26 protein-coding genes, 1 tRNA gene and 1 pseudogene are annotated in these 26,141 nt (G+C 43.7%); 17 read left to right on the top strand and 11 right to left on the bottom strand.

From position 1 onward, the window contains the following. The first annotated feature begins 40 nt into the window (after window positions 1-40). From B9G69_RS06740 to B9G69_RS18180, 3 genes and pseudogenes are all read left to right on the top strand, one after another. Window positions 41-976: a hypothetical protein gene (locus B9G69_RS06740; protein ID WP_088617440.1), complete on the top strand. Its 936-nt coding sequence runs from the start codon at window positions 41-43 to the stop codon at window positions 974-976. 467 nt (window positions 977-1,443) lie between these two features. Next, complete coding sequence (locus tag B9G69_RS06735) at window positions 1,444-2,238, top strand: replication-relaxation family protein (RefSeq protein ID WP_265438018.1); 795 nt, start codon at window positions 1,444-1,446, stop codon at window positions 2,236-2,238. A gap of 424 nt (window positions 2,239-2,662) precedes the next feature. Next, window positions 2,663-3,691 (top strand): annotated as a pseudogene (locus tag B9G69_RS18180) (recombinase family protein); the annotation flags it as partial. A gap of 530 nt (window positions 3,692-4,221) precedes the next feature. Here B9G69_RS18180 and B9G69_RS06730 read toward each other — a convergent pair. Continuing rightward, window positions 4,222-4,312 (bottom strand) — tRNA-Ser (locus tag B9G69_RS06730). Between the two features lie 200 nt (window positions 4,313-4,512). Here B9G69_RS06730 and B9G69_RS06725 point away from each other — a divergent pair. Beyond that, on the top strand, window positions 4,513-6,024 hold the full coding sequence (locus B9G69_RS06725; protein WP_088616266.1) for a YiiX/YebB-like N1pC/P60 family cysteine hydrolase: 1,512 nt from the start codon (window positions 4,513-4,515) through the stop codon (window positions 6,022-6,024). Here the strand turns inward: B9G69_RS06725 and B9G69_RS06720 are convergent. After that, window positions 6,021-6,683: a type 1 glutamine amidotransferase gene (locus B9G69_RS06720; protein ID WP_088616267.1), complete on the bottom strand. Its 663-nt coding sequence runs from the start codon at window positions 6,681-6,683 to the stop codon at window positions 6,021-6,023. The genes B9G69_RS06725 and B9G69_RS06720 overlap by 4 nt on opposite strands. Before the next feature lie 230 nt (window positions 6,684-6,913). On the opposite strand from B9G69_RS06720, the gene B9G69_RS06715 reads away from it, so the two are divergent. The 4 genes from B9G69_RS06715 to B9G69_RS06700 all read left to right on the top strand — a co-directional run bounded on the left by B9G69_RS06715 (window position 6,914) and on the right by B9G69_RS06700 (window position 8,894). After that, window positions 6,914-7,429: a hypothetical protein gene (locus tag B9G69_RS06715; RefSeq protein WP_088616268.1), complete on the top strand. Its 516-nt coding sequence runs from the start codon at window positions 6,914-6,916 to the stop codon at window positions 7,427-7,429. Between the two features lie 19 nt (window positions 7,430-7,448). Then, window positions 7,449-7,808 carry a GFA family protein gene (locus tag B9G69_RS06710; RefSeq protein ID WP_088616269.1) on the top strand — a complete coding sequence of 120 codons (360 nt, stop codon included), beginning with the start codon at window positions 7,449-7,451 and terminating at the stop codon, window positions 7,806-7,808. A 79-nt stretch (window positions 7,809-7,887) separates the two neighbouring features. Then, window positions 7,888-8,400 carry an SRPBCC family protein gene (locus B9G69_RS06705; RefSeq protein ID WP_217897719.1) on the top strand — a complete coding sequence of 171 codons (513 nt, stop codon included), beginning with the start codon at window positions 7,888-7,890 and terminating at the stop codon, window positions 8,398-8,400. 5 nt (window positions 8,401-8,405) lie between these two features. Continuing rightward, complete coding sequence (locus B9G69_RS06700) at window positions 8,406-8,894, top strand: DUF4442 domain-containing protein (protein WP_416220932.1); 489 nt, start codon at window positions 8,406-8,408, stop codon at window positions 8,892-8,894. Here B9G69_RS06700 and B9G69_RS06695 read toward each other — a convergent pair. The 3 genes from B9G69_RS06695 to B9G69_RS06685 all read right to left on the bottom strand — a co-directional run bounded on the left by B9G69_RS06695 (window position 8,891) and on the right by B9G69_RS06685 (window position 11,573). Continuing rightward, window positions 8,891-9,682 carry a hypothetical protein gene (locus B9G69_RS06695; protein ID WP_088616271.1) on the bottom strand — a complete coding sequence of 264 codons (792 nt, stop codon included), beginning with the start codon at window positions 9,680-9,682 and terminating at the stop codon, window positions 8,891-8,893. The two genes, B9G69_RS06700 and B9G69_RS06695, sit on opposite strands and share 4 nt — an antisense overlap. Window positions 9,683-9,867: 185 nt before the next feature. Continuing rightward, window positions 9,868-11,115, bottom strand: coding sequence for a DEAD/DEAH box helicase (locus B9G69_RS06690; RefSeq protein ID WP_088616272.1), 1,248 nt, complete (start codon window positions 11,113-11,115; stop codon window positions 9,868-9,870). Window positions 11,116-11,168: 53 nt separating this feature from the next. Further along, window positions 11,169-11,573, bottom strand: a complete 405-nt coding sequence (locus B9G69_RS06685) for a DoxX family membrane protein (RefSeq protein WP_088616273.1) — start codon at window positions 11,571-11,573, stop codon at window positions 11,169-11,171. 78 nt (window positions 11,574-11,651) lie between these two features. Here B9G69_RS06685 and B9G69_RS06680 point away from each other — a divergent pair, with 78 nt between their 5' ends. Both B9G69_RS06680 and B9G69_RS06675 read left to right on the top strand, forming a co-directional pair. Continuing rightward, window positions 11,652-12,617, top strand: coding sequence for a YeiH family protein (locus B9G69_RS06680; RefSeq protein WP_088616274.1), 966 nt, complete (start codon window positions 11,652-11,654; stop codon window positions 12,615-12,617). Between the two features lie 25 nt (window positions 12,618-12,642). Beyond that, window positions 12,643-13,473 (top strand): aldo/keto reductase, encoded by an 831-nt coding sequence (locus B9G69_RS06675; RefSeq protein ID WP_088616275.1) that lies wholly within the window; start codon window positions 12,643-12,645, stop codon window positions 13,471-13,473. A 56-nt stretch (window positions 13,474-13,529) separates the two neighbouring features. On the opposite strand, the gene B9G69_RS06670 is transcribed toward B9G69_RS06675, so the two are convergent. From B9G69_RS06670 to B9G69_RS06645, 6 genes are all read right to left on the bottom strand, one after another. After that, window positions 13,530-14,057, bottom strand: coding sequence for a hemerythrin domain-containing protein (locus B9G69_RS06670; protein ID WP_088616276.1), 528 nt, complete (start codon window positions 14,055-14,057; stop codon window positions 13,530-13,532). 144 nt (window positions 14,058-14,201) lie between these two features. After that, complete coding sequence (locus B9G69_RS06665) at window positions 14,202-14,681, bottom strand: hypothetical protein (protein ID WP_088616277.1); 480 nt, start codon at window positions 14,679-14,681, stop codon at window positions 14,202-14,204. Further along, complete coding sequence (locus tag B9G69_RS06660; protein WP_088616278.1) at window positions 14,678-15,787, bottom strand: 3-oxoacyl-[acyl-carrier-protein] synthase III C-terminal domain-containing protein; 1,110 nt, start codon at window positions 15,785-15,787, stop codon at window positions 14,678-14,680. Before B9G69_RS06660 ends, B9G69_RS06665 begins: the two co-directional genes overlap by 4 nt. Window positions 15,788-15,836: 49 nt before the next feature. Then, a complete protein-coding gene (locus B9G69_RS06655) occupies window positions 15,837-17,039 on the bottom strand; it encodes an AmpG family muropeptide MFS transporter (RefSeq protein WP_265438017.1) in 1,203 nt (400 codons plus the stop codon). Between the two features lie 67 nt (window positions 17,040-17,106). After that, window positions 17,107-18,738 carry a hypothetical protein gene (locus tag B9G69_RS06650; protein ID WP_088616280.1) on the bottom strand — a complete coding sequence of 544 codons (1,632 nt, stop codon included), beginning with the start codon at window positions 18,736-18,738 and terminating at the stop codon, window positions 17,107-17,109. A 49-nt stretch (window positions 18,739-18,787) separates the two neighbouring features. Next, on the bottom strand, window positions 18,788-19,129 hold the full coding sequence (locus tag B9G69_RS06645; protein ID WP_176400981.1) for an HNH endonuclease: 342 nt from the start codon (window positions 19,127-19,129) through the stop codon (window positions 18,788-18,790). Window positions 19,130-19,476: 347 nt separating this feature from the next. Between B9G69_RS06645 and B9G69_RS06640 the strand changes: the two genes are divergently transcribed. The 7 genes from B9G69_RS06640 to B9G69_RS06610 all read left to right on the top strand — a co-directional run bounded on the left by B9G69_RS06640 (window position 19,477) and on the right by B9G69_RS06610 (window position 26,123). Further along, complete coding sequence (locus tag B9G69_RS06640; protein ID WP_088616282.1) at window positions 19,477-19,956, top strand: FKBP-type peptidyl-prolyl cis-trans isomerase; 480 nt, start codon at window positions 19,477-19,479, stop codon at window positions 19,954-19,956. Window positions 19,957-20,221: 265 nt separating this feature from the next. Continuing rightward, window positions 20,222-20,713, top strand: a complete 492-nt coding sequence (locus B9G69_RS06635) for a YajQ family cyclic di-GMP-binding protein (protein WP_088616283.1) — start codon at window positions 20,222-20,224, stop codon at window positions 20,711-20,713. A gap of 132 nt (window positions 20,714-20,845) precedes the next feature. Beyond that, entirely contained in the window at window positions 20,846-21,184 is a 339-nt protein-coding gene (locus tag B9G69_RS06630) for an RNA recognition motif domain-containing protein (RefSeq protein WP_088616284.1), read from the top strand. A gap of 109 nt (window positions 21,185-21,293) precedes the next feature. Then, the gene (locus B9G69_RS06625) at window positions 21,294-21,893 is read left to right on the top strand and encodes an arylesterase (protein WP_088616285.1); all 600 of its coding nucleotides are present in this window, start codon (window positions 21,294-21,296) and stop codon (window positions 21,891-21,893) included. Next, complete coding sequence (locus tag B9G69_RS06620; RefSeq protein WP_088616286.1) at window positions 21,890-22,555, top strand: ABC transporter ATP-binding protein; 666 nt, start codon at window positions 21,890-21,892, stop codon at window positions 22,553-22,555. Before B9G69_RS06625 ends, B9G69_RS06620 begins: the two co-directional genes overlap by 4 nt. Window positions 22,556-22,586: 31 nt before the next feature. Further along, window positions 22,587-25,103: an ABC transporter permease gene (locus B9G69_RS06615; protein ID WP_254916956.1), complete on the top strand. Its 2,517-nt coding sequence runs from the start codon at window positions 22,587-22,589 to the stop codon at window positions 25,101-25,103. A gap of 3 nt (window positions 25,104-25,106) precedes the next feature. Further along, window positions 25,107-26,123: an L-threonylcarbamoyladenylate synthase gene (locus tag B9G69_RS06610; RefSeq protein WP_088616288.1), complete on the top strand. Its 1,017-nt coding sequence runs from the start codon at window positions 25,107-25,109 to the stop codon at window positions 26,121-26,123. Window positions 26,124-26,141 lie beyond the last annotated feature (18 nt).

Here is a 26,141-nt window from a genome sequence, read left to right as displayed (position 1 = left end):
GCGGCACCGTAGTTGCTATGAATAATTCGTAGGAGTTCCCATGAAATACAGATCTTTCGTATACGCTTTGATCTTGGCTTTGGTGACAAATTTTGTCTCTGTTTCTGAAGCTCAACAGCAGGTTGTGAAACCGTCTCAAAATGAGACGGCCCGTCTGATTCAAGCGGCAAAGTATATGCCTAAAATTTTGGACAACAAAAAAATAAGCTTCAAGCAAGGCGATTTACCCCCTGGTAAATTTGAAGTTTCAAAACAGTTCGGTCCGGGCTCGGGTGGCGGGGGCAACACTTGCGCCATGAGCATCGTGAAGTTAACCAAGGATCTTGTATATCAAGGTCACTGGCGTGCTTCCTTGAGTAGAGATCAGGAGCTTGCACTGCAAACTGCAATTCAAAATGCAACATTTGTGCAGGGTGAAAGCCTGCCTCTGTTGCGAGGGGAAAAAAAGAACGCCATTAACTTTCCAGACTACAAATTGATCGTCGTAGACAAAACCGCTTGCGACCTCATCACTGCGGGTGGAGAGCAAGGCTATTCTATCTTGATTCACGAATACATGGGTCTAGCCGGTATCGATGACCGGGACTATAGCACTTCCATGAACTTCGTTGGCACCTTCGCTGAGGAAGTCACAGGTCGTGACGGCGATAGATTAATCTTCGATCGTACCGTTAAAAATGTTTATATCTGTGCAGCGACCTGCCAAAGCGAAAGTCTTGGTATTGGAGGTCATGATGTTTCCAGAATTGGCAGCATCTTCTTTATTCCTGCAAAAGAAGTTTTCAAAGGCATGAATAGCGCCCAATGCATGGAAAAAGCCAAAGAGTTCTTCGTTACATCAAACCGCATGGCGGATGATGCTGTTGATTTATGTGCAGCTGCGATGACGGGAAAGTTCCAAAGTAAATTTGTGGATATCACGGCGTCGTCACCAGAGGCGGGATTCGCGATTGTTCCGGCAAAAAAAGGGAAATAAGGGTTGGGTTGAAGGTCTTGGCCCCATTAGTATTAGATCATATTAAAGAGATCCATGCTCAATACGTGAGTTTCTTCGTCATCACTCTCGCCAACGACTTTGGACGCTTATTCGATAGCCTGCAAAAATATCTCGCGAATTTTTGCCCTCGCGAAAAGGCTTTTTAGCAGAGAACTTGTGATGATGAACTCTTTTATGATAGAGCAATGGCTTAATGGTATCGGTCCTATAAAATGTTCAACGGTGATTAGAACCACTAGATTCTTTTACAAAATTCTGATTAGAAGGCGCTGGCTTAAAAAACCGCGCCTTTATTTTTTGAAGTGACCTTGCCAATTTTAAAATCATTATCATTTTCTAAGGGCTTTTTACGAGAGGAACCAAATGCAAACATAATCAACCTAGGAGGTTACACATGAATCGAGCTAAATTTTAACATGATCCTTCAACCAAGAGATCTATTGCTCTTGGAAAATCTTAAGAAATACGGTGTTCTTTCAACACCTCAAGTGATCCGACTTCACTTCCAATCAATCGCAAAGACCACGGCACTCAGACGTCTACGAGCATTAGATCATGGAACTTTCATCCGTCGCTCAGTTCCTTTGGATGATGGGACAAGTACATGGACTCTTGGCCTCAAGGGAAAACGACTACTCGCAGTAGAAGAGTCGATGCAGTTCTCAAATCGCAACACAATCTATCACGATGTCCTTTTGAACGACGTTCGAATGAAATTCGAGGACATGGGATTGGCACGCGATTGGACTCCCGAGTACCATTTAAAGTCTCACGCCTTCAAAAATTATAAATATCGTCACGCCAAAGAACAACTCATCCCTGATGGAATGTTGATCGAGCCCATTAGAGGCAAAGATGTTGAAATTGCCATCGAGCTTGAGCTTACAAGAAAAAGTGAATCACGGTACAAGGACATCTTTCGCGAATACCGAGACATCAACCTTGATCATGTGTGGTACTTCGTAAGAAGCATCAAAGACAAAGAGATCATCAGCAGAATTGCAGAGAGCTGTTATCTTTTCGATTCAAAAATTCTCTTGTTCTCGGACGTTTCTGACTTTCTAAAGGACGAAGTCCCGCAAGTCTATTTCGCCGACAAACAAGAGCCAATGCCATTATCGAGCATTCACTTTGATCGCTCTAGAATTTACTCACCTGCTCACAGGGGCGATCAAGGGGTGAGCAGGCTTGAACCCCAAAAATTTGAGATCAGGGAAGTACCTATGTCCTTGATTTCATAACCCAACTCCCTCATTCCAACGGCCCTGCGGGCCGGCATCCTCACTCCTGACCCCTCACCCCCAACGTTGTGGTGGTAAGGGGTCAGGAGTGAGGATGCATGGGGATGGAATGAGTGAGTTTAGTGTGTGGTGGTAGGTAAGAGTATAAGTAAGGGAAGAAGAAAGGAGTGGAAGTAGAATTAAGAGTTTAAGTAACAGATTTTAAAAGGAGGTATTTTTATGAAGGAATGTTTTAATTGAATATAGAGGATTTAAAGATCGAGCAGTTACAGGTCAGCATCACTGAAAGCGAATTAAATCGCAGACGTGCCCAGCTGATATCGACCTTGCTTGAGATTGAAACACTCTTAAGAACCCAGGAGGAAAAGCTTTTAGTAACCATACAAAATGACCGAAAAGAAGAGGTCGTTTGGAAGGAGGCCGCATGAATAGAATCGCTATTTATCTTCGTGTATCGACAGAGGAGCAGGCTAAAATTTTGGAAGGCTCTCTGGTCTCTCAACGACGCCGAGCTGAGGAATACATTGAAGGGCAAAATCGCAGAGAACCTAATTGGGGCATGATCGTTGATGTCTATTGCGATGAAGCCAAATCCGGCAAGGACATGAATCGTCCTGAATTCCAAAGAATGCTTTCCGATATCCGTGTCGGCAGAATCAATTTAGTTTTAGCAGCTGAATTGTCAAGGCTATCGCGCTCTATTAAAGACTTTTGCAGTTTGCTCGATTTTTTCAAAGAGCACAAAGTGAAGCTTGTGACTTTGCGCGAGCAGTTCGATACAACAACGGCTGCTGGTGAGTTGATGATGTTTAACCTCGTGAACTTCAATCAATTTGAACGCAAGCAAACAGGTGAACGTATTACCGCCAATTTTACCAGCCGTGCGGAACGTGGCCTTTGGAATGGCGGCGTGATTCCGCTTGGGTACAAGCGCAATCCAGACAACCCGGGAAGTCTTTTAATCCATGAACAAGAGTCATCGTCGATAAAGATGATTTTCAAGGTATTCCTAGAAGTAAAGAACATGCGCCAGACTTGTTTGAAACTGAATGCCATGGGTATTCGCACGAAAGCCTACATTAATTCCAAAGGCGAACCCCGAGGTGGCAACAAGTTTACAGTGGCAAGTCTTCATCACCTGTTAACTAACGCAACCTTGATCGGTATGCGAGAGATTAATAAGAAGCGTGGCGATATCCGCCAAGTGAAAGCATCATGGCCTGCGATTATCAGTGCCGAAGACTTTGAGGCTGTTCAAAAAATCCTAGAGTCCAACAGAAGAAGGTTCAAGCCGAACGATTGGAAGACCTACCCTTATCCATTAACTGGAAAAGTGATCTGCGGAGATTGTGGTCGTCATCTAAATGGCAAGAGTGCTCATGGCAAAACTCAAAAGCATCACTATTATGATCACAATAGAACTTTGAATGCGGTCGGTATCCCTAAGCACAAGTGCCAGATCCAACGAGTTCGTGCGGTTAAGTTCGAGGATATGATTCTTTCTTCGCTAAGAAGTATTTTGAGTCGGCCATCATTAATTGAGCAGGCTATTGGGGCTTACGAGGCTACTAACAACAAAGAACTTCCTTTTGTGGAATCGCGACTTAAAACTGTGGCCGCTGAAATCAAGAGCCATGAAAAGAAGGCTCAAAATATCATGCAAAGAATAGAAGAGTTGCCGCCAGAGCTTTCCGCGGAATTATTCTATAAGCGTCTTACAGAAATAAATAAAAAGATGCAGGAGTTAAAAGCTCAAAAGCTGGATTTAGAAACACAGAAAATAAAAACAACGACTCATGGGGTTTCAGAAAACTCGATCAGGGCTCGTGTTGAATATGCAGTTAAGCATCTTAACGAGGCACCCAAGGAAAAGCACCGCGAGGTCTTTGAGAATGTTCTGCAGTTCGCAGAGATTCATCCGACTAAGATCAAACTTGGAATTTATGGGGGTCACCCTATCGAGGGTTCGACTACTATCAAAAATGGCGGACAGGGAGAGATTCGAACTCTCGGTAGGCTTTTGACCTACACACGCGTTCCAGGCGTGCGCCTTCAGCCACTCGGCCACCTGTCCATCGGGAACGATCTGAAGAGGAGCTAACATAGCATGTTGGTTCTTCTGAAGGCAAGAATCGGGTTTGGGAAAAGCTGGGTGATATTCCGATCTTGATTTGATGCGTTAACCTGTTGATTTAGTGAGTTTCTTTGACCTAGGTCGAGTTGTATCGGGCTCTCGAGATGCCGAATAAATAAGGTCATTTCTGGGGGATTTGCATGGGAAAACTAGCACTCACTTTGGCCGTTGCTGTAATTGGAATTCTTGCGGCTTGTTCCAATAAGCCAACTCCACCGCTTGAGTCGTTAAGCTATCGAAATCCTGCGAGTGCAGCAGAACTAATCTCGGGTAGCAAAAGAGTTTTAACGGATATCAATAATCCCCAGGTGTTTAATGCAGACACCTGCGCCGTTTTCGTGAATAACGTGACAGATTATTTGTACAATCTGCCTGCGGATCATTTCATACCAAAAACGGCGATAGAGCGCGAAAGCTTAAAACAAGCCGGCCCGGAAGTTTTAGATACGATTTTTCAAATCCGCGTATCGTTGCATGAAAAGCTTCAACAGTTTGATTCACGTAAAGAACTTAGCAAAGAGTGCATTATCAAAACCCGCGAGGGCTTCCAGTACGCACGCTTTGCTGAAGAATATTTGTTGGATTGGTTGTATGTTCAAAAAGTTTATACTTTCAAAAAAACACCGATCTTAACCAACGAAAAACCAAGCACCTGGACAAATCCAAAATTTGAAGGTTTTCAGCTAAAGACGGGCGATATTATGTTGATTCGTGGCAAATCCTACGTGTCAGCGATGATTGCACGTATCGCCGATGAAGAGGGAAATTTTTCTCATCTTGCCTTAGTGAGTGAAGATAAAATGGGTCGCAAGTATGTGGTTGAAGCCTTGATCCAGTACGGTGTGATCGTGACGCCGCTTGAGAAATGGCGCCAGGCTGAAGACTCTCGCGTGATGCTTTTTAGAAATCCCGATGAAGCGTTGGCCAAAAAAGCGGGTCGTTTTATGTACGATCATGCGCAAACTGCCTTGGATAGAAAGCAGGGTATTCGCTATGACTTTTACATGAATGATGACGACTACTCGTCACTTTTCTGCTCTGAAGTTGCACGCATGGCTTACGATAGGGCTTCGAATGGCCAATTGATGTTACCTATGTTTCGCAGCACGGTTTCGAAATTCAAAGGTAACGAATATCCAAAATCTTTGGGAGTAACGAAAGCGTCGTTGTTTGCGCCTTATGATATCGAGGTCGACCCACGTTTTGATCTGGTCGCTGAATATAGATACCTTCCACTTTTGCGCCAAGTACGAATGCAGGACGCGGTTTTGCAAAGTGTGTATAGCTGGATGATTGAAAAAGGTTATAATTTCCACTGGGAGCCCAAGCACGCGGGCAAAGCATATCTGGCAAAAATGGTTCGCCAGTTTGGCGTGGCGAAAGATACGCTTCCGAGATACATGCCGGTTCAGAGCATTAAAACAAATGTTCAGTTTGAAGCTGTGGCAAGTGCTTTAGAAAAAAACATCTATGCGAAAGAAAATGAGTTTTATAAAAAGAACGGCTACCTTCCGTCATTCCAAGACATGTTAAAGATGAATGACGAATACCGCGTGAAAGATTGTAAGGAGAATAATTCCTTTCATCTACCAGGTTTTAATAAAGCTGAGTTCCATTGGTTCTTTTATAATGACAGCGGCAAGTGTAATTAGGTTCGCAGAAAAAACGAATCTAATTGCTTAAAGTACCAATCCTGCAAAGGCTTTTGCAGCTCTAAGGAGCCTAGCATCTGTTCTTTTGTTTGCACGTTCCCAGCTCGTGAAGAAAGATCTTTCTCAGCATTATATTTAATCCACTCAATTGTTGTTTCCGGATGAAATTGTGTGGCCATGATGTTTCTGCCCAAGCGATATGCCTGGTTTTTACAAAAATCATTTGTGGCGATTAACTCGGCGCCTTTGGGTAAATCAAAAGTACATAGGTGGGATTGGAAGGCGTTAAGTTTTGAACCATCATTCAAACGAACCTCCACAAAACCTGACTCCCATCCTGCAGGGTGAACATAAACTTTTTCCCCCAATACATCTGCCAACAACTGGGCGCCTAAGCACAAGCCAAAAATTTTGGTGTCTTTCTGAATTAACTCACGCAGAAATTTCTTCTCTGCACGAAGCCACGGAAACTTTTCTTCTTCAAATGTGTTGGCAGTTCCCCCGCAGATCACAACCATCGAATAAGAATTGCGATCTGGGATGGGTTCACCCTCCGCCGGATGCCAATACTCCACCAAAATATTGTTTTTCGCGGCCCACTCTAAAGTGGAGCCGGCCGGAACAGTCGATTGATGTTGAATAACCAGAAGCTTGTGCATGTGCATGCCCTAAAATCTAGCTGGCGCCGTGATGGGTGTCCATAAGTATCTGGCTAGAGGAGCTGGTAGAATCGTCTCTTACATGGAGCCGCTAGTTTAATTTCCTAGAAGCCGATGTGTAAACGACGAGATGTTTTTATGATCCCTTAAGAAAAATCGCGTCGATGCTCAAATAAAAGAAAATCACTTTCCTGTTGTGAATTCTATCAGTCCAAGTCAGTATTTAGGGCATGAAACTAATTTTAGATACATTCAAAGCAATTCTGTTTTTCGGTTTGATCTTTAATGGGGCCTTCGCGATGGCCGATGGTATGGGGAAGCTGGCACTTCTTTATTACAGTGCAGATTCTAAGGATAACGGCGCTGATTCCAAATCAAGTCGCATGGTGTATGACGTGGGTCTTTATTATAAATTTCAAGGTGGTGGATGGGTCTTAGGTGGACTTTATCAGAATGATTCCACGTCCGTAAATGGAGTTTCAACTCCGCGCACCTCATATGGTCTCAGCGGTGGTTACATGACCAATAAAGAAATGGGTGGTTATATAATCGCGACCTATTTCATTTCTTCTGTTATGGGAGATTATAACGAAGGTTCGGGATATCAAGTCGACTTGGGGTACAAGTTTACTCCCAGAAGAATTCCTTTGGCATTTCAGATCAGCTACAAAAATTACGATTATCCTAAGTTCAATCATAGCGATACGAAAATGGATCCCTACTTCGTCGTGATTTTGGATTTTTAAATAACGATCGGAGAATCTGATGCAAAAACATATCGGCAGCTGTCACTGCGGTGAAGTGAAATACGAAGCAACTGGAGATTTCAGCGAAGTTATCAGTTGTAACTGTTCGATGTGCAGACGAAAGGGGACTCTTCTGGCATTTGTGCCAGCAGAAAACTTCAAGATGTTGTCTGGTGCCGAAGAACTTGTAGACTATCAATTCGGCAAAAAAAGAATTCATGATACTTTTTGTGGCGAGTGTGGAGTTACACCATTCGCTCACGGGATGGCTCCAAATAGTAGTCACAAAATGTTTGCCATTAACGTTCGATGTTTTGACGATATAGATCTAGACTCATTGAAAGTTAAAAAGGTCGACGGTAAGTCTTTCCCTATTTAGTTTCTGATTTCTACCATTATTCAGGATCAAACCTTGAAGTGAGATTTCATCTTAAGTGAAATAAGATTTCGAGGTTTGTATGCGCATAAATAAAGGTGCTATTCTTATCGTTCTATTTCTGTGCGGAATTGAACTATCCGTTGCTCAGATAAAAATGTTTAAGAATGCTGTACGTCCTACTAAAGGAATTTCTGTGACTTATCCATCCAAGCAGATTTCAATAGCAATTAATAAGAATGCAAATGAAGTGTATCAGTTCATTTCTACGCCGGAGAATATGCCAAGATGGGCTGCAGGGCTTAGTCAGTCGCAAATGGTAAAATCAGGTGACGATTGGATTGCTGAGTCGCCAATGGGGAAGGTGAAGGTGCGATTCGCAGAAAAAAATAAATTCGGTGTCGTTGATCATGACGTAACCCTACCTTCCGGAGAAACGAATCACAATCCTTTGAGAGTCGTGAGAAATGGCGATGGAAGCGAAGTCATTTTCACACTTTATCGTTTACCCAAGGTTTCGGATGCAGATTTTGATAAAGATGCAGCAGCCGTAAAGAAAGATTTAGAAACTCTAAAATCGCTTCTAGAGAAGTAATCATGATCACGAGTTGGATAAGAAGAATGGGAGCACGAACTCCGAGTTGGTTAGTAGCACGTCTGATCAGTCTGTGGACCCCTTACTTAGGAGCCGGTATTAGGATCGTGGAGATTTCTCCAGACTATCGCTACGTCAAAGTGTGCATGAAGTTATCCTGGTATAATCGCAATTATGTTGGAACTCAATTCGGCGGTTCGTTGTACGCGATGACCGATCCATTTTTCATGCTAATGCTTATGAATAATGTAGGTCCCGATTATTATGTCTGGGATAAAGGAGCGACCATTGATTTCGTGGCTCCCGGAAAAACCGAAGTCACGGCTGAATTCAGAATCAACGATGAAATTATTCAAAAAGTTCTGCAAGAAACAGCAGCGGGAGAAAAGTATATTTTCGATCTCCCAGTTCAAGTCTTAGATGCTAAGGGCGAGCTCGTGGCATCAGTGATGAAAAAGCTTTACGTGCGGAAAAAGAAAAAAGACCCCACTTAGAATTTGATTTTAAAACTTATATCAATGTTATTCGGAATGAACCCAGCTTTGTGATTTACTTGATTGCTGGCATCGAGTTCTTGATTGGCATAGCTGTCATAAGCGCCTTTCAGTAACCCCGCAATAACTCCTGAGGCAACGCCGATCCAATAGGCCTGCTTTTTAGTGATATCAAGACCTCTATAAGCTAGTGCCGTACTCGCCACGGCAACCAGGCTGCCAGCAATCGAGTTCACGATTCTACTATTGTTTTCAGCATTTTGATCTGCTTTTGCCAACAGACCATCAATCAACGTTCCTGCACCGACTTCTAATAAAACATCACTGGAATCGTCTGTTTTAATGTCAGCTCGACGGGAGCGTTCTGTGGAAAACTGCATGATCTGCAGATCTACCAACGTTTCAGCTTGATCAAGAGTTGCGATGAACTGCACAGCATCTGGTATGGTTTGAAAATCTGACTTGTTATCACACTGGAAATTTAAAATGGTTAAATTGTTAGTTTTAGAGACTGTCAGCGTTTTTGCATAGCGATCATTTCTAACACTCGGAACGCAGGCTTTGACAAATAACTTCCAAGCAGCGATGGCTGTGGAGGGAACAGACAAACTGTTCACTTTGAGATGTCCCGTGGTTAATTGCAAAGCCCGATCAAGTTTCATGGATTGCTTAGTGTATTCGGTGCTTTTAGCCAGATAAATGTTGGAGGAGGAAGTTATCGCAAAGGTGGTTCCAGATAAGACCCCTGAAAAGCTTAAAGTAAGCGATGCAATTGTTCTTAGTTTCATCCCGATCCCCCAGGTTTTATTATTTCTGAGAGATAGCGAAACCTGTGCCAGGACGATAGCAGATTGATAACATATAATGTCTGTGCACTGTGAAAATCTGTAAATTTACTGACTATAAATTAGTCAATTTCAGAATGGCAAATCCTTGTTCGGGAATGTGTAGCCAATAGCAGAACACGGTCCTTCTACTTTTTTTTCCACTTCGCTTTTTTAGGGTTCGCGAAAAGATCTTCGCTATCAAGAAGCGCCTGAAGACTCTTGTCGATATCTGACATTTCTGGTTGTGAAGCGATAATTTTATAATCAGCTTTGTTTACTTTAATAACTTCAACTGGCTTGGTCAATAATGCTTCAATGTCGGCTAATAGCTCTTTTTCTTCAGTAGCACAGAATGAAACTGCAATACCTTTATTAAAGCCGCGACCGGTACGACCAATACGGTGAACATAGTTCTCCGGTTTTTCAGGAAGGTCATAGTTAATCACGTGTGTGACGTCAGGAATATCGATACCACGTGCGCTGACATCCGTCGCGATCATGATTTTACAATCACCCTTTCGGAATGAACTCAGAACTTCAGCACGGTCAGCCTGGTCTTTTTCACCATGCAATGTGATTGATGCGATTTGTGCGCGTTCTAAAGCTTTGGCAACACGTTCTGCGCGGACGCGAGTACGAACAAAAACGATGAACTTGCCATCAGGATTTTGATTGATGTATTCCGCCAAGAAGAAACGTTTGTCGTCCATCTCTACGAACATCACAAAATGCTTCACATTTTTCGAAACAGGATCTTCTGGAGAGATCTCGATGCGAATCGCATTGCTACGAACTTGAGAATAAGCCAATTTTTTAATTTCAGGATTGATCGTGGCAGAGAAGAACAAAGTTTGATGACGACGGTTCAGCTTGCGCTTGATGTCTTCGATATCATCGATGAAACCAAGATCAAGCATTTGGTCCGCTTCATCCAAAACGAGGTGTTCAATCTGATGAATGCCGATGAAGCCTTGAGAGATTAAGTCAAACATGCGACCCGGTGTCGCGATTAAAATATCGATCCCGTCTTCAAGTTTCTTAATTTGAGCGTCTTGTTCAACACCACCGTACAAGGCAAAAGCTTTCACCTTGGTGTGTTTCGCGAATTTATTGAACACTTCCCCGATTTGCTGCGCAAGTTCCCGCGTCGGAACAAGCACTAAGCACTTGATGCCTACTGCTCGTTTGCTGCTTTTTTCGGAATGGATCATATTGATGATCGGAATTGCAAATGCAGCCGTTTTACCTGTGCCCGTTTGCGCGATCGCCAGAACGTCTTCGCCTTTTAAGATGGAAGGAATGGCTTTGAACTGAATATCAGTGGTACGGAAATAGCCGTTGTCTTCTAGGTTGCGAAGAAGGTCTTCAGAGAGGTGGAATTTTTCGAATTTCATGGCAGACGTCTATCATGGAGACGTCTGCCGTGTCCAACTAACTGAATTATTTACTATTTTTTGGTAAATAGGGCCTTAATTTTAGGCGAATAAGGCGAGAAGAAGGAAAGATAAATCATCATAAGCCCCAGGATCACCGCCACCGGTAGACCACTTGGTGCCAGGAAGGCATGAACTAGGAAAATATTCAAAACGACAGGAGCCAAGATGACCAACGAGAGAGGTACGAACCAGCCCATGATGATCAAAAGGCCAAATACGGTTTCTACGATTTTTAGGAACGGCATGAAATAGACAGAGGCTACAAGACCTTGAAAGTAAGTCAGCATAGCTGGGGACATTCCATCCATCGGTGGTGGTGGCATAAGCTGCATCTGCTGCAGCAAGCCTGCAATACCCGACGCGAAAAAGATCAATCCAAAAAGTACACGCACGATGACTGGAGTTTTAGCTTTCATAATAAAGTCCCCTTTTGAATATTGGAGCTTATCTTCAATTGAGTATCAACTAAGAAGTAGGTCAGGTATTGTATCCTGATGAACATACAAAAAATCCAATATCCTGTATCGATGGCCCTAATTCCTGTGCTTGCAATAGGCTGTTTCGTTTTCCCTGTTTCCTCTGCACTGGCGTTGGTGTTGGGATTAGTAACTGCGATCACGGTTGGGAATCCCTATATCACAAAAACTCGGAAACTGACGTCAAACCTACTAAGTATCGCCGTCATCGGTTTAGGCGCTGGAATGGATCTGAATGTGGTGGGGAGAGTGGGTGCTCAAGGGGTCGGCTATACGGTGCTTGGTATTTCGATGACGTTGGGGATTGGTTATCTTTTAGGAAAAATTCTAAAAACAGAACGTGACACGTCGATCTTAGTTTCAGCAGGAACTGCAATTTGTGGGGGGAGCGCAATTGCTGCGGTTTCCTCATCGATCAAGGCAAAACCTCACGAAATATCTGTTTCCCTGGGCGTCGTATTTATGTTGAACGCGTTGGCATTAATTGTGTTTCCCATTGTCGGTCATCATTTCAATTTAACAGAAGGGCAATTCGGTTTGTGGAGCGCATTAGCGATTCACGATACAAGCTCCGTTGTGGGCGCCACTTTGCAATACGGTCCGCATGCTTTGGAAGTGGGAACGACAGTGAAACTTGCGCGCGCTTTGTGGATTGTGCCGGTGACATTGTTTTATGGATACCTCGTTTCAAGAAAACAAGAAGCTACGGTGGGTAAAACAAAGTTTCCCTGGTTTATTTTAGGATTTTTACTAGCAGCCGCTCTAGTTACTTGGATTCCTCAGCTTCAAGAACCCGGAAAATTTGTGAACGACATTGCAAAAAAACTTTTAGTGGTCACACTGTTGCTTATCGGAGCGAATCTGACTCGCGACACATTACGCAGTGTTGGTTTGCGACCACTGATTCAAGGTGTGTTACTGTGGATCATTGTTGGCAGCCTGACTCTGGGGGCGGTCTTGTTAGGTTGGATTTCGCTGACTTAAACAATTTCAGCAAAAGGACAGTATGATGGCTTTTAAATCTGCAGTGACTTTAAAAGACGGCACTCACATGCCGCAACTTGGTTACGGTGTATGGCAAGTTCCTGATGAAGGAGCCGAGGCCACGGTCGGCGAAGCATTCAAGGTTGGATACCGTGCGATCGATACGGCCGCGATTTATCGCAATGAAGCCGGTGTGGGCCGTGCGATCGCAAATAGCGGGTTACCTCGTAACGAAATACACATTACCACCAAACTTTGGAATGAAGACCAAGGTTACGACAAAGCGATGAGAGCAGTGGATTCAAGTCTTAAAAAATTAGGATTGGAGCAAGTTGACTTGTATCTGGTTCATTGGCCGTCTCCTCATCGTGGCTTGTATCTGGAAACGTGGAAAGCGATGGTAGAGATCAAAAAGCAAGGCAAAGCTAAATCCATCGGTGTTTCGAATTTTATGCCAGAGCACCTGACTCGTATTATGGATGCGACAGGAGAGGTTCCCGTTTTAAACCAAATAGAGCTTCATCCGAAATTTCAACAAAAGGCTTTACGTGAATTTCACGCGAAACACGGTATTTTCACCGAATGTTGGAGTCCCCTGGGGCAAGGTAAAATTTTAGAAGATGACCAACTTAAACAGATAGCGAATAAACATGGAAAGTCTGTTGCACAAGTGATCATCCGTTGGCATTTACAAAATAACTTTATCGTGATTCCAAAATCGGCCACACCATCTCGTATTAAAGAAAACTTTGATGTATCAGACTTCAAATTAAACGAAGACGATATGGCAAGAATTGAAAGAATGGATAGCAAAGACGGGCGTATTGGACCCAATCCAATGACGGCAGAGTTTTAGGAAATAAAAAAGGCCAAGTGTTTCACTTGGCCTTTTTTATTCTTCTCGGGCAGCGACTAGTGCAAAGAGTTTTCTTTCGGAGAGTCTTCGCCACCTTTAACCAACATCGCAGTTTTCAACTCGATAAATTGTTTTCCAAGTGCGACACGCTCTTCAATTTCCGAGTTGTCTTTAAAGTCAGGAAGTAAATCTTCTTCCTCTTCTTCAATGTGATGCTCGACCAATTCTGCCAATACTTTAATTCGAGCGCCCATTTCTTCTGGATCTGTTGTGCGTTTAATTTCTTCACAAAGTTGATCTGCAAGCTGATGTTCGACATCACCTTCCAAACCTTCTTCGCGAAGGTCTTCATCCTTTTTCATGAAGGCATAAAGACTGTCCTCTTCCGGTTTCGCATGGCTGATAAGCAAAGGGGCGAATTCTGCAAAAGCTTCTGCACGCTCTGAAATTTCGCGATCAGAATCCTTCATAATTTTGATCAGTTTTTTAAGAGGCTTGTGATCTTCCAAGATCATTTCAATGATGTCGTCCATTTTTGTGATTCTTGGTTCTTGTGATTTATTTTCTTCAGTTGTTTGTTTCATGTGTGTGCTCCCTTTATAAGACAGACGAAAAGCAAAAGGGATGCCGAGGTCGCAGGTAATCTCAGTTAGTTATCAGTTAATAAGTGGGGCAAAAATGTACATTCGCAAAGTGGTAGTGAGGCAAATCCCCTCAGGACAGAAGATTTAGTGGAAAGTTTCCTCAGTGTCGGAATAAGAATCTAGTACGTGTTTTTGGAGTCGGTATTCTATGAAATTCCAGTAGACAACCTGATACACGAAAAAGACGATCACTCCCACCGCAGTCATAAATAAAAGCTCCTGATGGGTTGTCCAAATTTCTGCCGCCGAAAATAACAAAAGAGGATGGATAACAAAAAGAACAGCGTGAAGCCACATTTCAGTCGCGCTACAGAACTTGCGATGCACCCATTCGTCTTTGGTGATGAAAACGCAAGAGAAGATCGCCAAGCCGTAATATATAAATGCTGTAGTGGAAGTTTTAGGAACCAAAGCCAAAAATAATAAACACGTGATAACAGTGGCGGTATCAAGAGGATGACCGATACGCTCCCATTTGGGCAGTCCACGTTTTAAGTGAAAGAAAATTTCGTCCATTAATATCGCTATTCCCTGAAGCGCAGCCAAGATCAGGAACGGAATCATATTTTCTCCATCAATCCCGCGCACACGGTCAGTCCTGGCCCGAAAGCATAACTAACTATTTTAGTGCCTGATGGAATGGCATCATCGTCTATCAGTGTCTCCCACAAGTGGGGTAGGGTGGCTGAAGACATATTGCCTCGGTTGTGTAAAAGTCTGCGGCTCGCATTAACTTGGACAGCCGATAGTTCAAGATGTTGAGCCACTTGATCAATAATTTTAGGGCCCCCGGGATGAACCGCAAATAGAGCATTTTTTCGAATGTCAGCAAGATCATATCCGCGTTTATCGAACCACCGCTGCGTAAACTCTCTGATTTTGGATCCGACCATGGAGGGGACATCTTTTGATAAAGTCATTTTCATTCCCCAATCAGAAACCATCCATTCCATGGCATCGGCTGTATCGGGAATAATTTCTTCATATAAAGAATGAATTTTAAATCCAGACTGAGGCTTTTCATGGCTCATGCGATAAGCGATGCAGCCGTCTGCGAACAGACTTTGAATCACCATCTGTTCAAGAGTTGGGTCTTCAGGGTTCATGTGCAAACTGCAAAGCTCAGTGTGAACTAAATCCACTGATTTCTTTTCACCCAAGATGGATTCGTTGGCTAAAAAACCTGCCGCCATTCGCAAGGCTGGAAAGGCCCCATAACAACCCATGTGATAAGAGTGAGTGACAGTGACAGGCTTCGGAGATTTTAAAGCCACCAGCTGCGCGGCACTTGGAGAAATGTACCCCGTGCAGCTGACATGAATCATGTCGTCTGGATATGTTCTGGATTCATAAATTTGATGAAATAATTTTTGCACTATTTCGTGATAGAACTCGTGTCGATAGTGCATGCTGACACCACGGTTGCTGCTCGGAATGGGATAGATTTTATTTTTTTCCCAATTGGTTTCCCCGACGTCAGGAACGAAAAAGTAGCGATGTTGAATTTGTTGTTCTGAACAGCCCACACGGTGAAACATTTTTAAGTATTCTTCTTTGGTGTGGGCCTGATCTTTTTGTGCCAGATGATGGGCTGTTGAAAGCCAGTCCAGGCTGGCATTCTGAGAAACTTGATGGGGTGGCTCTATCGAGTGAAAGTGTCCAAGGTACATGTTCCCATGTTAAAGTTCCTTGTAAACGTGGAGTAGAGCCAGTGTGAAGTTACACCGCTTGATCTGTATGATACTTTTTCATTCCAATGAGCATCAACAGCCCTGGGATTGCAATCAACGCACAGATAAAGAAAAAGTTTGCCCAACCAAAGTGCTTAACAATGTCACCCGCAAAGCCAGAAAAGAACGTGCGACCTAACGTTGCTACACTGGAAAGAATCGCATACTGAGTGGCTGTGTATTTCTTGTTGGTCAATGCGGCCATGAAAGCAACAAAGGCTGATGTAGCCATTCCTGTGCTAATGTCCTCTAAGACAATGACTGCTGCAAAAGGGACCAGTTGATTGCCAGTATAAGTCAGGATAGCAAATGCGGCGGTTGAGATCGCCTGCAGAATCCCGAACACCCATAGCGAACGATAAATCCCGATATAGAAAATCGCAATCCCACCCAAGAACATGCCAATCAAGGATGAAGCAAACCCAAAGGTCTTAGCAATCAATCCAATATCTGCGTTGGAAAAACCCATCTCGACATAGAATGGGTTAAGAAGGGAGCCAGCAAGCGCGTCTCCAATTTTAAAAAGTAAAACGAAACTCAAGATATAACCGGCACCCGGTCTTTTTAAGAATTCCGCAAAGGGATCGACTACGGCTTGTAACAAGGTTTTCGGTGGAGGTGTATCCAGTTTTGGCTCTGGTGCAAAGATCGTCGTTATTAAACCTATTGCCATAAAGCCGGCCATCAGAAAATAAAGCTGTCCCCATGTTATGGGCCAGAATGTTGATCCAACTAAGCCAATTCCGGCTCCGCCGGAAATCAACATAGCAATTCTATAACCGTATATGTTTAGTGAAGAGCCCAAACCTAATTCTTCATTCGACAACAACTCGCGGCGGTAAGCATCGATAGCAATGTCTTGAGTTGCACTAAAGAATGCGATGAGTACGGCCATCGCTGCCATCAAGCTTAAATTATTCAGGGGATTTAAAGTACCCAGAAACAGCAAGCAACCCATTAAGGCCACTTGTGTGACAATCATCCAGCTGCGACGGCGACCCGCTTTAAACAACGTATAGCGATCCAAAAGTGGAGACCACAAAAACTTTAAAGAATAGGCAATGCCGACCCAGCTAAAGTATCCAATGGTTCCGATGTCAACATGCTCGCGCGACAGCCAAGTTTTCAACGTGCCACCGGTCAAAGCCAGCGGCAGACCACTGGAAAACCCCAGAAGCAGGATGATAAGCATATTTTTGCTGAATAATTCTTTTAAGATATTTCTCTTAGCTGTCATTAAGTGGTTGTCTCTCTAAGTGTTACTTCTTAAGTTTCTTGCGCATCGTCCACAATAGGTGGCTGATATAGGGACGACGACTTTCGCCAGTGGTCACCATCAAAAGTTTTGTGATCTTTAGGTTCACAGCATCCGTGTACAGAAGAATCATCATTTCATTGATAAAGTTGGTATTCAAAGTTACGTGGTTATCAGTTCCAACTCCCAGCTGAACGCCTTTTTTCTCCCACCAAGAAAACGGATGGTCTTTATAGTCTTCGAACTTGCCAGTAAGTTTGTTATTGGAAGAAGGTAAGGAAACTAGCGTGACCCCTTTTTGAATCATGCGGTTCAAAACGTCATGCTGATAATGTTCAACTTCGCGGGCTGTGTGAAATTTGGCTTTAACCAATAAAACTTTTTCGTCCGGAGTCAGGCGTTCGCCTTTGATCAGCTTATCCAGGACGTGACGATTGTCAGCCCAGTCAAGTTCGGTCAGCTCGCGATACAAAGGATCTTTTTCTGTAAAGCCTTTTCCTTCTTCGTTACGTTTTACAAAGTCTTGGTAAAGTCTGTGGAAATATTTATTAGGATTAATTCCTAAGCTAATTCCGTGTTCCAGAGTATCAATGTGCCAGATGTTCATGGCATTATCGACGGCTTGAATTCCTTTTTTCAAAGTGTGCCAAGTTTCACCGTGATGCGACCGGATTTTGAAACCACGATACTGCAGTTTGCGGAATCCAGGCTGCATTTCATTGAAATGTTCTTTGCGATAAAGTTCACGTTCGTCGCCCACGGTGTCCGCATCAGCCATGACCTTTTGTAAGAACGGATACTTATCTAACATGTGCACAAGTTCATCGACTTGAGCCATGAAATGATCTTTGCGCGTTTTATAGTTTTCGGCATCGAAGTGATTTGCTTCTTTGCGGAAAGATGGCGACAGAATAAACCTGAAGCCGGCATGTTCATCCTGAAATTTTTTAAAACCGTCATACAAGCCTAAAACAACATCTTCAGGAGTCACATCGTCAATACCTGGAATCTGTTCTGAAGAACTGGACGTTGAACGCGACAAAGAAAACTTTAAGCGGACCGCTCCCACGTTAAAGTTATTCCAAAGATCTTTTGCCATATGATAGGCAGCTTCCGCATGAACTTCTCGATTGATAAAAATTAATTTCGGAAGATACAAAATTTTAAGATAGCGAGCGAAACCTTCGTTTTCTTGCAAGCGAATCAGCTTGTCGACGTCTTCAACGCTGCGAATAGGTAAAGCTTGTGGTCCGTAAACTTCGGAAATCTTTTGTTCATAGATTGCTTTATCAGGACCTTCCAAAAGTTTTTTCAACCGCGGATAAATGAAGTCTGCTGAAATAGCACCCGTTAGATGGATGTGTTCTTCATTATATTTCAATGGAAAGTTTTTAAAGAACTCGAACAACGCTGCGGACAAAGGATGCTTCAAAAGATGAGTGATAGTGATCTCATTAATTTGAAAACGATTTAGCAAAACGCGGAATTCTGCGACTTGCTTATTAGCCTCTGGATGTTTTTGATTTAAATCAGAAGAAAGCAACAAATCCAATGTGTCGGATAACGAAATCCCATTGGTTTCACTGATGATTGTAGTCAGAGCTGCGACCAGCTGATTGTGAATGTCCTTATTCACGCAAGCCCCCTTTGAAAAAGGTTAGCTGGGAATAAGGACGATGTCACGACTATCCGGTTTTTAGAATCAGATAAGGTTGCCAGTCTGGTGGCACCTGTTCGGCACTGATTTCTAACTGCAAAGTTGGCAGCCAGTTCGGTGCGCGAGGTTCAGTGAGCAAAGGCATATTCGCAGTGCGTGGAGTGCGATTCGCTTTACGCTGATTGCAATCACGACAAGCAGAAACAACATTTGTCCAATTTTTAGGTCCGTTATGAGAGGCAGGTACAACGTGATCAAGAGTGAGCTGTTTGGCGTTAAGTTTTTCGCCGCAGTATTGGCAGGTATAATTGTCGCGGATATAAACGTTTTCTCGGCAGAATCTGACAGCATGGCTGCCCCGAGGTTTCACGTATGTTTTAAGTCGAAGTACACTGGGGAGCTGAAATCTTCGCTGTATCGACCGGGCGAAGGTCGGGTGATACTCGAGTATCTCCACTTTGTCTTGAAACCACAATATCAAGGCCTTTTGCCAACTTACAACCCGCATGGGTTCGTAGCTTGAGTTAAGCAGTAAGGACCTCAGTGAGGCCATGTGCTGCATGTATCCCCCGTTCTGGTGCGTTCCTATACTCAAGTATATCTAATATTGAGTCGGAAATTCAAGCTCTACGCCAATTGTGTCGCAGATGAGGGCTTTTATATTGCCAAAAGGCTAGGAAAAGTGGGATACGGACGTATCAAATAAGGAGACTCACAATGAGAAAAGTATTGGCGTTTAATTACGTACTTAAAGACCAAAATGGACAAATCCTAGATAAATCTGAAAAAGGTCAGCCACTACCTTTCCTTGAGGGTGCGGGCCAAATCCTTCCAAAATTGGAAGAGAAAATCAAAGACATGAAAGAGGGCGACAAAATGAACGTGAAACTTGCTGCAGCTGATGGTTACGGCGAAGTTCGCGACAACATGTTCATGGATGTTCCTAAAGAAGAGCTTGCTCATCTTCCACAATTGGAAATCGGAGCGCACTTGCGTTTGGAATTGGGCAACGGTCAACACATCGTTCGCGTTTCTAAAATGTCAGACACTCACGTAACTCTAGATGGTAATCACCCTCTAGCGGGCCAGCCACTTGAGTTCGATATTGAAATGGCGTTGGTAAGACCAGCGACAGAAGAAGAACTTCAGCATGGTCATCCGCATGGACTGCACGGCGACAGCGGCCACCACCACTAAACCAGGCCGGTGAAAAAGGCCCGTCTGACTTCGTTGTCGGGCCTTCGCTTGCTCTCCGGCGTACTTGGAGTACGCCTGCGTGGCAGCGAAAACCCTCCGCCTTGCATACGGACCTTTTTGACCAACCTAGTGTTGGTCTTTCCATTTGGGAATTCTGTTTTTTGCGGTTGGGGAGGGAAGTTGGTTTTTGTTTTTTGGGAATTTGAATTACTATTTTCGATTTTCGATTCGATCGATTTCGAAAATTTCGGGAGAGAATTTTTCTATGCCTTCGTTTGATATTGTTTCTGAGTTGAACCTTCAAGAAGTTGATAATGGTGTTAATCAAGCTCGTAAAGAGGTTGAGGGTCGTTATGATTTTAAAGGGAGTCAGGCTGAAATTGGTTGGGATAAAGACAAGAAAGAAATTAGTCTGTCTGCCGAAGACGAATATAAAATCGAACAAATGGGCAGTATTCTTCAGACGAAACTGCACCGTCGTGGAGTTGATATCAAAGCTACTAAGTTTGATAAGATCGAAGCGGTCGGTGGCAAAATGCTCCGTCAAAAGGTCACTTTGCAGCAAGGTATTGACCGCGAAGTTGCTAAAGAAATCATAAAAGCTATTAAAGACGCTAAGTTAAAAGTTCAGCCTCAAATCAACGATGATAAGGTGAAAGTTACTGGCAAAAGCATCGATGAATTACAAGAATGTATTGCTTTGATTCGCTCAGGATCTTTCGCAGTTCCATTGCAGTTTAATAATATGAGATCCTAAAATTGGGCTTGCACAGAATTTAGGCTATGCTAGCCTGATTCTAGTTTACCCAAGTTCCCCGTGTGAGTGTTCTCGATTTTTTGCGGTTCGACGGCTTCCTCGGGTTTATTAAACGACCATAGGAGGTCTTTCGTGGCTAAGAAGTTATACGTAGGCAATTTGCCTTACACAGTAGATGACGAATCTCTACACAATCACTTTGCACAATTCGGTGCAGTTGATTCAGCAAAAGTTATCATGGATCGTGAAACAGGCCGTTCAAAAGGTTTCGGCTTTGTTGAAATGTCTGACGATGCAGCAGCTGATGCAGCTATCGAAAAAGGCAACGGTATCGAAATGAACGGTCGCGCATTGAACGTATCTGAGGCTCGCCCTCAAGCTCCACGTGAAGGCGGCGGCGGTCCACGTCGTTTCAATAACAACAACCGCGGTGGCGGTAATGGCGGCGGTCGTCGCGATTACAATCGCTAATCACTGCGAATAACTATTGTTAAAATTTAAGAGCCCTGAGGATAATCTCCTTGGGGCTTTTTCGTTCTGGTCTTGTACAAAAGTGTGCAAGGGTGTCTTATAGTTCTCTATGAGAACTTTAATCGTTACGTTTCTACTTTTTTTCTCTTCGGTCTCTTTCGCACAAAAAAAATTAATCATTCTCGGAGACTCCATCACTGAAGGATATGGCGTTTCCAAGGAAGCTGCTTATCCAGCGATCTTTGAAAAAAAATTGCATGATGCTGGTAAAAAAGAATGGACCATCGTAAATGCGGGTGTCAGCGGTTCAACGACGGCATCGGGAATTTCCAGAATGAAGTGGCTGTTTAAAACAAAACCCGACGTTGTCTTTCTCGCGTTGGGAGCAAACGATGGTTTGCGCGGTTTGAAAGTGGAGGAGAGCCAAAAGAATTTAGCGACGGCCATCGAGTACGCCCAGAAAGAAAAAGTACAAGTGATCTTGGGAGGGCTTTACATGCCTCCAAATTATGGCAAGGACTATACTGATAAATTCGCAAAGATGTACGAGGACCTGGCCAAGAGATACAAGCTGACCTTCATCCCATTCATTCTTGATAAAGTTGCTGGGAATCCGAAATACAATCTGGCTGATGGAATTCATCCAAATGAAGAAGGTCACAAGATTATCGCAGACACGATCTTTAATGCATTGAAAGGCAAGTTATGAGTTTAACCCTGAACGACATTCGTAAAAGTTTTCATCAAGGCGACACGGAAGTCGCAGTCCTTAAGGGTTTAAACGTAAGCATCGAGCCAGGACAGATTGTTTCGATCGTTGGGCAATCGGGAAGTGGCAAATCCACGCTCCTCTCAATTCTTGCGGGATTGGAGCGGGCTGATCGCGGGGATATTCTTGTGGATAAGGTGAATCTAACACCTATGACAGAACAACAATTAACATTGTTTCGTGCGCAGAATATTTCTATCGTATTTCAGCAATATCATTTAATCGCGCATTTAACTGCTTTGGAGAACGTGGCACTCGCTTTGGAGATTCTAAAGATGGAAGATGCCAAGAAGCGTGCTGAAGAATCTTTGCGGGAGTTGGGATTAGGTCATCGCCTAAATCATTTCCCCAGTCAGCTAAGCGGTGGCGAGTGTCAACGTGTTGCGATCGCCAGAGCCCTAGTGGTAAAGCCACGCATTTTACTGGCAGATGAACCCAGCGGAAATTTAGATACTCATACGGGTGATAAGGTTATGGATGTTTTTTTTGATGTTGTACGTAAGCATAACATCACGACCATTCTGGTAACCCATAGTGAATCCTTGGCAAAACGCTGTCAGCGCGTTCTTCGTTTAGAAGAAGGCATGCTGAAGGATCAATAACATGATTTTTCGATTAGCACTTAGAGAACTAATGCGCAGTTGGCGCTTTGGTTTGTTTTTTATTTTCAATTTAAGTTTGGGTCTTACAGGATTCGTATCCCTTCAGGCCTTCAATGTGACTTTACAAAACGAGCTGACTAAAAATGCTAAAAACATTCTGTCAGCAGACCTTTCGGTATCCGCAAGGCGTGAATTGACCGAGGCCGAACAAGCGGCGATGAATTCCGTTTTGCCCGCAGGTACTAAAAGCGGCAGGATTTACGAATTTTTTGCGATGATGAGCTCTAGCAAAGGGTCAAGATTAGTAATGGTCAAAGCTATTGATGAGAGCTATCCATTCTATGGCTCCTTGGAAATGCACAGTGGGAAAAACATTGTACCCGGCGGTGAAAAAGAAATTCTAAATTCCCGTAAAGTCTGGATTTATCCTGAACTGCAACAGCAAATGAATCTAGGAGTGGGCGATCGCCTGCAAATCGGAAAACTAGATCTAGAAATCTCTGATGTGGTAGAGCGCGATGAAACTCAGACCTTTCGCATGGCCTCGTTAGCACCCAGAGTTTATGTTGATCTGAAACTTTTGCCCGAGTCGGGATTGATTCAGTTTGGTAGTACTTTTACGCAGGCGTATCAGTTTAAATTTCCTGAAAAAACTGACGAAAACAAAATTAAGGAAGAATTGTTCTTAAAATTAACTGATCCTGCCATCTCGGTGGATACTCCCACATCAGCCGGAGAAGATTCTGGTCGCCAGTTGGGTTATTTGTCGGATTACTTGGGGTTGGTTGCGATCATCGCCTTATTCATGTCGGCATTGGGCGCGGCATATATCTATCGCATGTTCTTATACAGTCGCATGAAAGAGATCGCGATTTTAAGAACTCTTGGTTTGCAAAGTATCGAAGCTGTGGGTGTTTACGTAATTCAGGCTTCGCTCTTAGGTCTGTTGGCGACCTTGCCGACCGTGGCCTTAAGTGAAATTGTGTTACCCGTATTAACGAAGGTTCTGGGAAGCTTTACTCCATTTGCTTTAAAACCCGCTGTCACGATGGAAGCTTGGGGACTGTGTTTACTGATGGCAGTTCTTGGTAGCTTTGTGGTGAGTCTTCCGTTCCTGATGAAAATTTATGATTTGAAGGCTGCAAAGCTATTTAGTGAAGAAAAATTCGCAGTGAACGAGGGGAAGTTTCGTATATGGCCATTCATTCCTGCGATCTTGGTGTTTTATGGACTTTCAGTCAACCAGGCTCACTCCTGGAAAATTGGTTCTGCATTTGCTGGCTCGTTAGTGGCAACGATTGCAATTCTATTGGTTGCGGGCTATTTCGTTTTGAAATTTGCCGGTACTTTGAAAAACCTAAGTCGTTGGTATTCCAAATACAGCTTTTTAGGGCTGTCTCGTCGAGCCGGGGCAAGCCTTGCAGTGTTTGTGGCGTTAGGTTTAGGGGCGTTGCTAATTAATATCTTACCGCAGTTAAAAAATTCTCTGCAGTCTGATTTGCAGGTTGATAAAAAGTCCAATCTCCCGTCTCTGTTCATGTTCGATATTCAAGATGAACAAGTGGCAGGGATTGAAAAGGTTCTGCATGAAAACCAAGTTGAGACCTTGACCTTATCACCCATGGTACGAGCCCGCGTCTTGAAAGTGAATGGTCAAGATTACGAACGCAAGATCGAAGGCCAAGGATTCAAAACCCGTGAAGAAGAGCGGGAGGCGCGTTTCCGTAATCGTGGGATGAATCTCTCATACCGCGATAAACTTTCAAGCAGTGAAGAAATTGTCGAGGGTCGTCCCATGGCCCCTGTGTTTGACCCCGAAAAACAAAAGATCGCAGAGTTGTCTGTAGAGCAAAGATTTGCCGATCGCATGAACTTCAAACTCGGCGATAAAGTTATTTTTGACGTCCAAGGGGTTGAGGTCGAAGGAGAGATCGTAAACTTCCGTAAGGTGAAGTGGACCAGCTTTCAACCAAACTTTTTCGTTTTAGTTCAAAATGGCGTTTTAAATGATGCTCCCAAGACATTCATTGCAGCCTTACCTGCTATGTCTCAGGAAAAACGCGCAGCCATGCAAAATGAGTTGGCGCAAAAGTTTGCGAATGTTTCTGTGATCGATGTCGTTCGTACTGTTGATGAGGCCTTGGCAACTGCTGATAAGATGAGTTGGTCCCTGGAATTGATGGCTTATCTTGCTTTATTTACGGGATACATTGTTCTGTTTTCCATCGTGCGCAGTCAAATCAAGCTTCGTCGATGGGAAATGAATATGCTTAAAATCCTTGGGGCAAGTCACCGCGAGATTTCGGGATTTATCCTGACCGAATTCGCGTTCCTGGCCTTCGTTAGTTCCCTTTTGGGTTCGTTCCTAAGCGTGGCTGTTAGTTATGGGCTGAATCGGGTGATTTTCGAGGGGGGATTCCAGTTCTCGTTGATGCAACCGTTGCTTTCTGTGCTGATTATTACGGCTTTAAGCCTATTGATCTCTTTCCTTGCTAGCGTAGATATTGTAAAAGAAAGTGCTCTAAGTATCTTACGCGAGGAAAAGTAATTCATGATGTCGACAAACGACGCTCTAAAGAAAGCCCAACAAGTTCTTGAAGAAGGGGGAGTCATCGGGCTTCCCACCGAGACGGTTTACGGTTTAGCGGCGCGTATCGACATCCCTTCTGCGATTGAAAAGATTTTTACCACTAAAGAGCGTCCTTTTTTCGATCCGTTGATCGTGCACGTGTCATCCATCGACATGGCCAAAAAGGTGACAGCTTATTGGGGGCCTGCTTCCCAAGCTTTGGCTGAGGTGTTCTGGCCTGGTCCCTTGACTTTGATTCTTCCTAAAGACAACTCCATCAACTCTATGATCACTTCGGGTTTGGAATCGGTTGGTATTCGTATGCCCAATCATCCTATTGCATTAGGATTGATTGAAGAGGTGGGAGTTCCCTTGGCTGCACCGAGTGCCAACAAGTTTGGTCGTACTTCTCCTACGTCAGCAACTCACGTACGTGTTGAGTTTAAAAACGAAAATGTTTTCGTTGTTGATGGTGGAGATTGCCAAATCGGTATTGAATCGACAGTTCTTTTGGTTCGTCACCGTCCCGATAAAGTGGAGCTATCGATTCTGCGTCGCGGGCACATCTTGAAATCAGATTTGGAAAAGGTCCTCAAGGAAAAAGGATTCACGTTTGAATTCATCGAACAAGTGGATAAACGCGAATCTCCAGGACACATGAAGCATCATTATATGCCTCCAATCCCACTGATCGTCAGTACGGATTCAAAACGCGCTGTCGATGATATTCTGAAAGAAGTAAACCAGAAATTAGGTCAGCTTCCGGATGAAATCGAAAGCATCAAGATTATCAAGCCTGCGAATGGCATCGCTAAAGCGGAAGTTTTAAAGCTTTCCCATGATCCATTACTGGCGACACGCGAATTTTACGGAAAACTTCGTGAAGTGGCTTTAAAGGGTGCAGACTGTATCGTGTTTTATAAAGAACCACATCAAGTCGGCGAGCGTTGGGAATCCTTATTTGATCGCTTAAATAAAGCGGCATCCTTGATTCTGTAGGTCTAGACACCCATTATT

It is taken from the genome of Bdellovibrio sp. SKB1291214, assembly GCF_002209355.2.
Taxonomy (GTDB): domain Bacteria; phylum Bdellovibrionota; class Bdellovibrionia; order Bdellovibrionales; family Bdellovibrionaceae; genus Bdellovibrio.
This window is presented reverse-complemented; position numbering and strand designations above follow the sequence as displayed.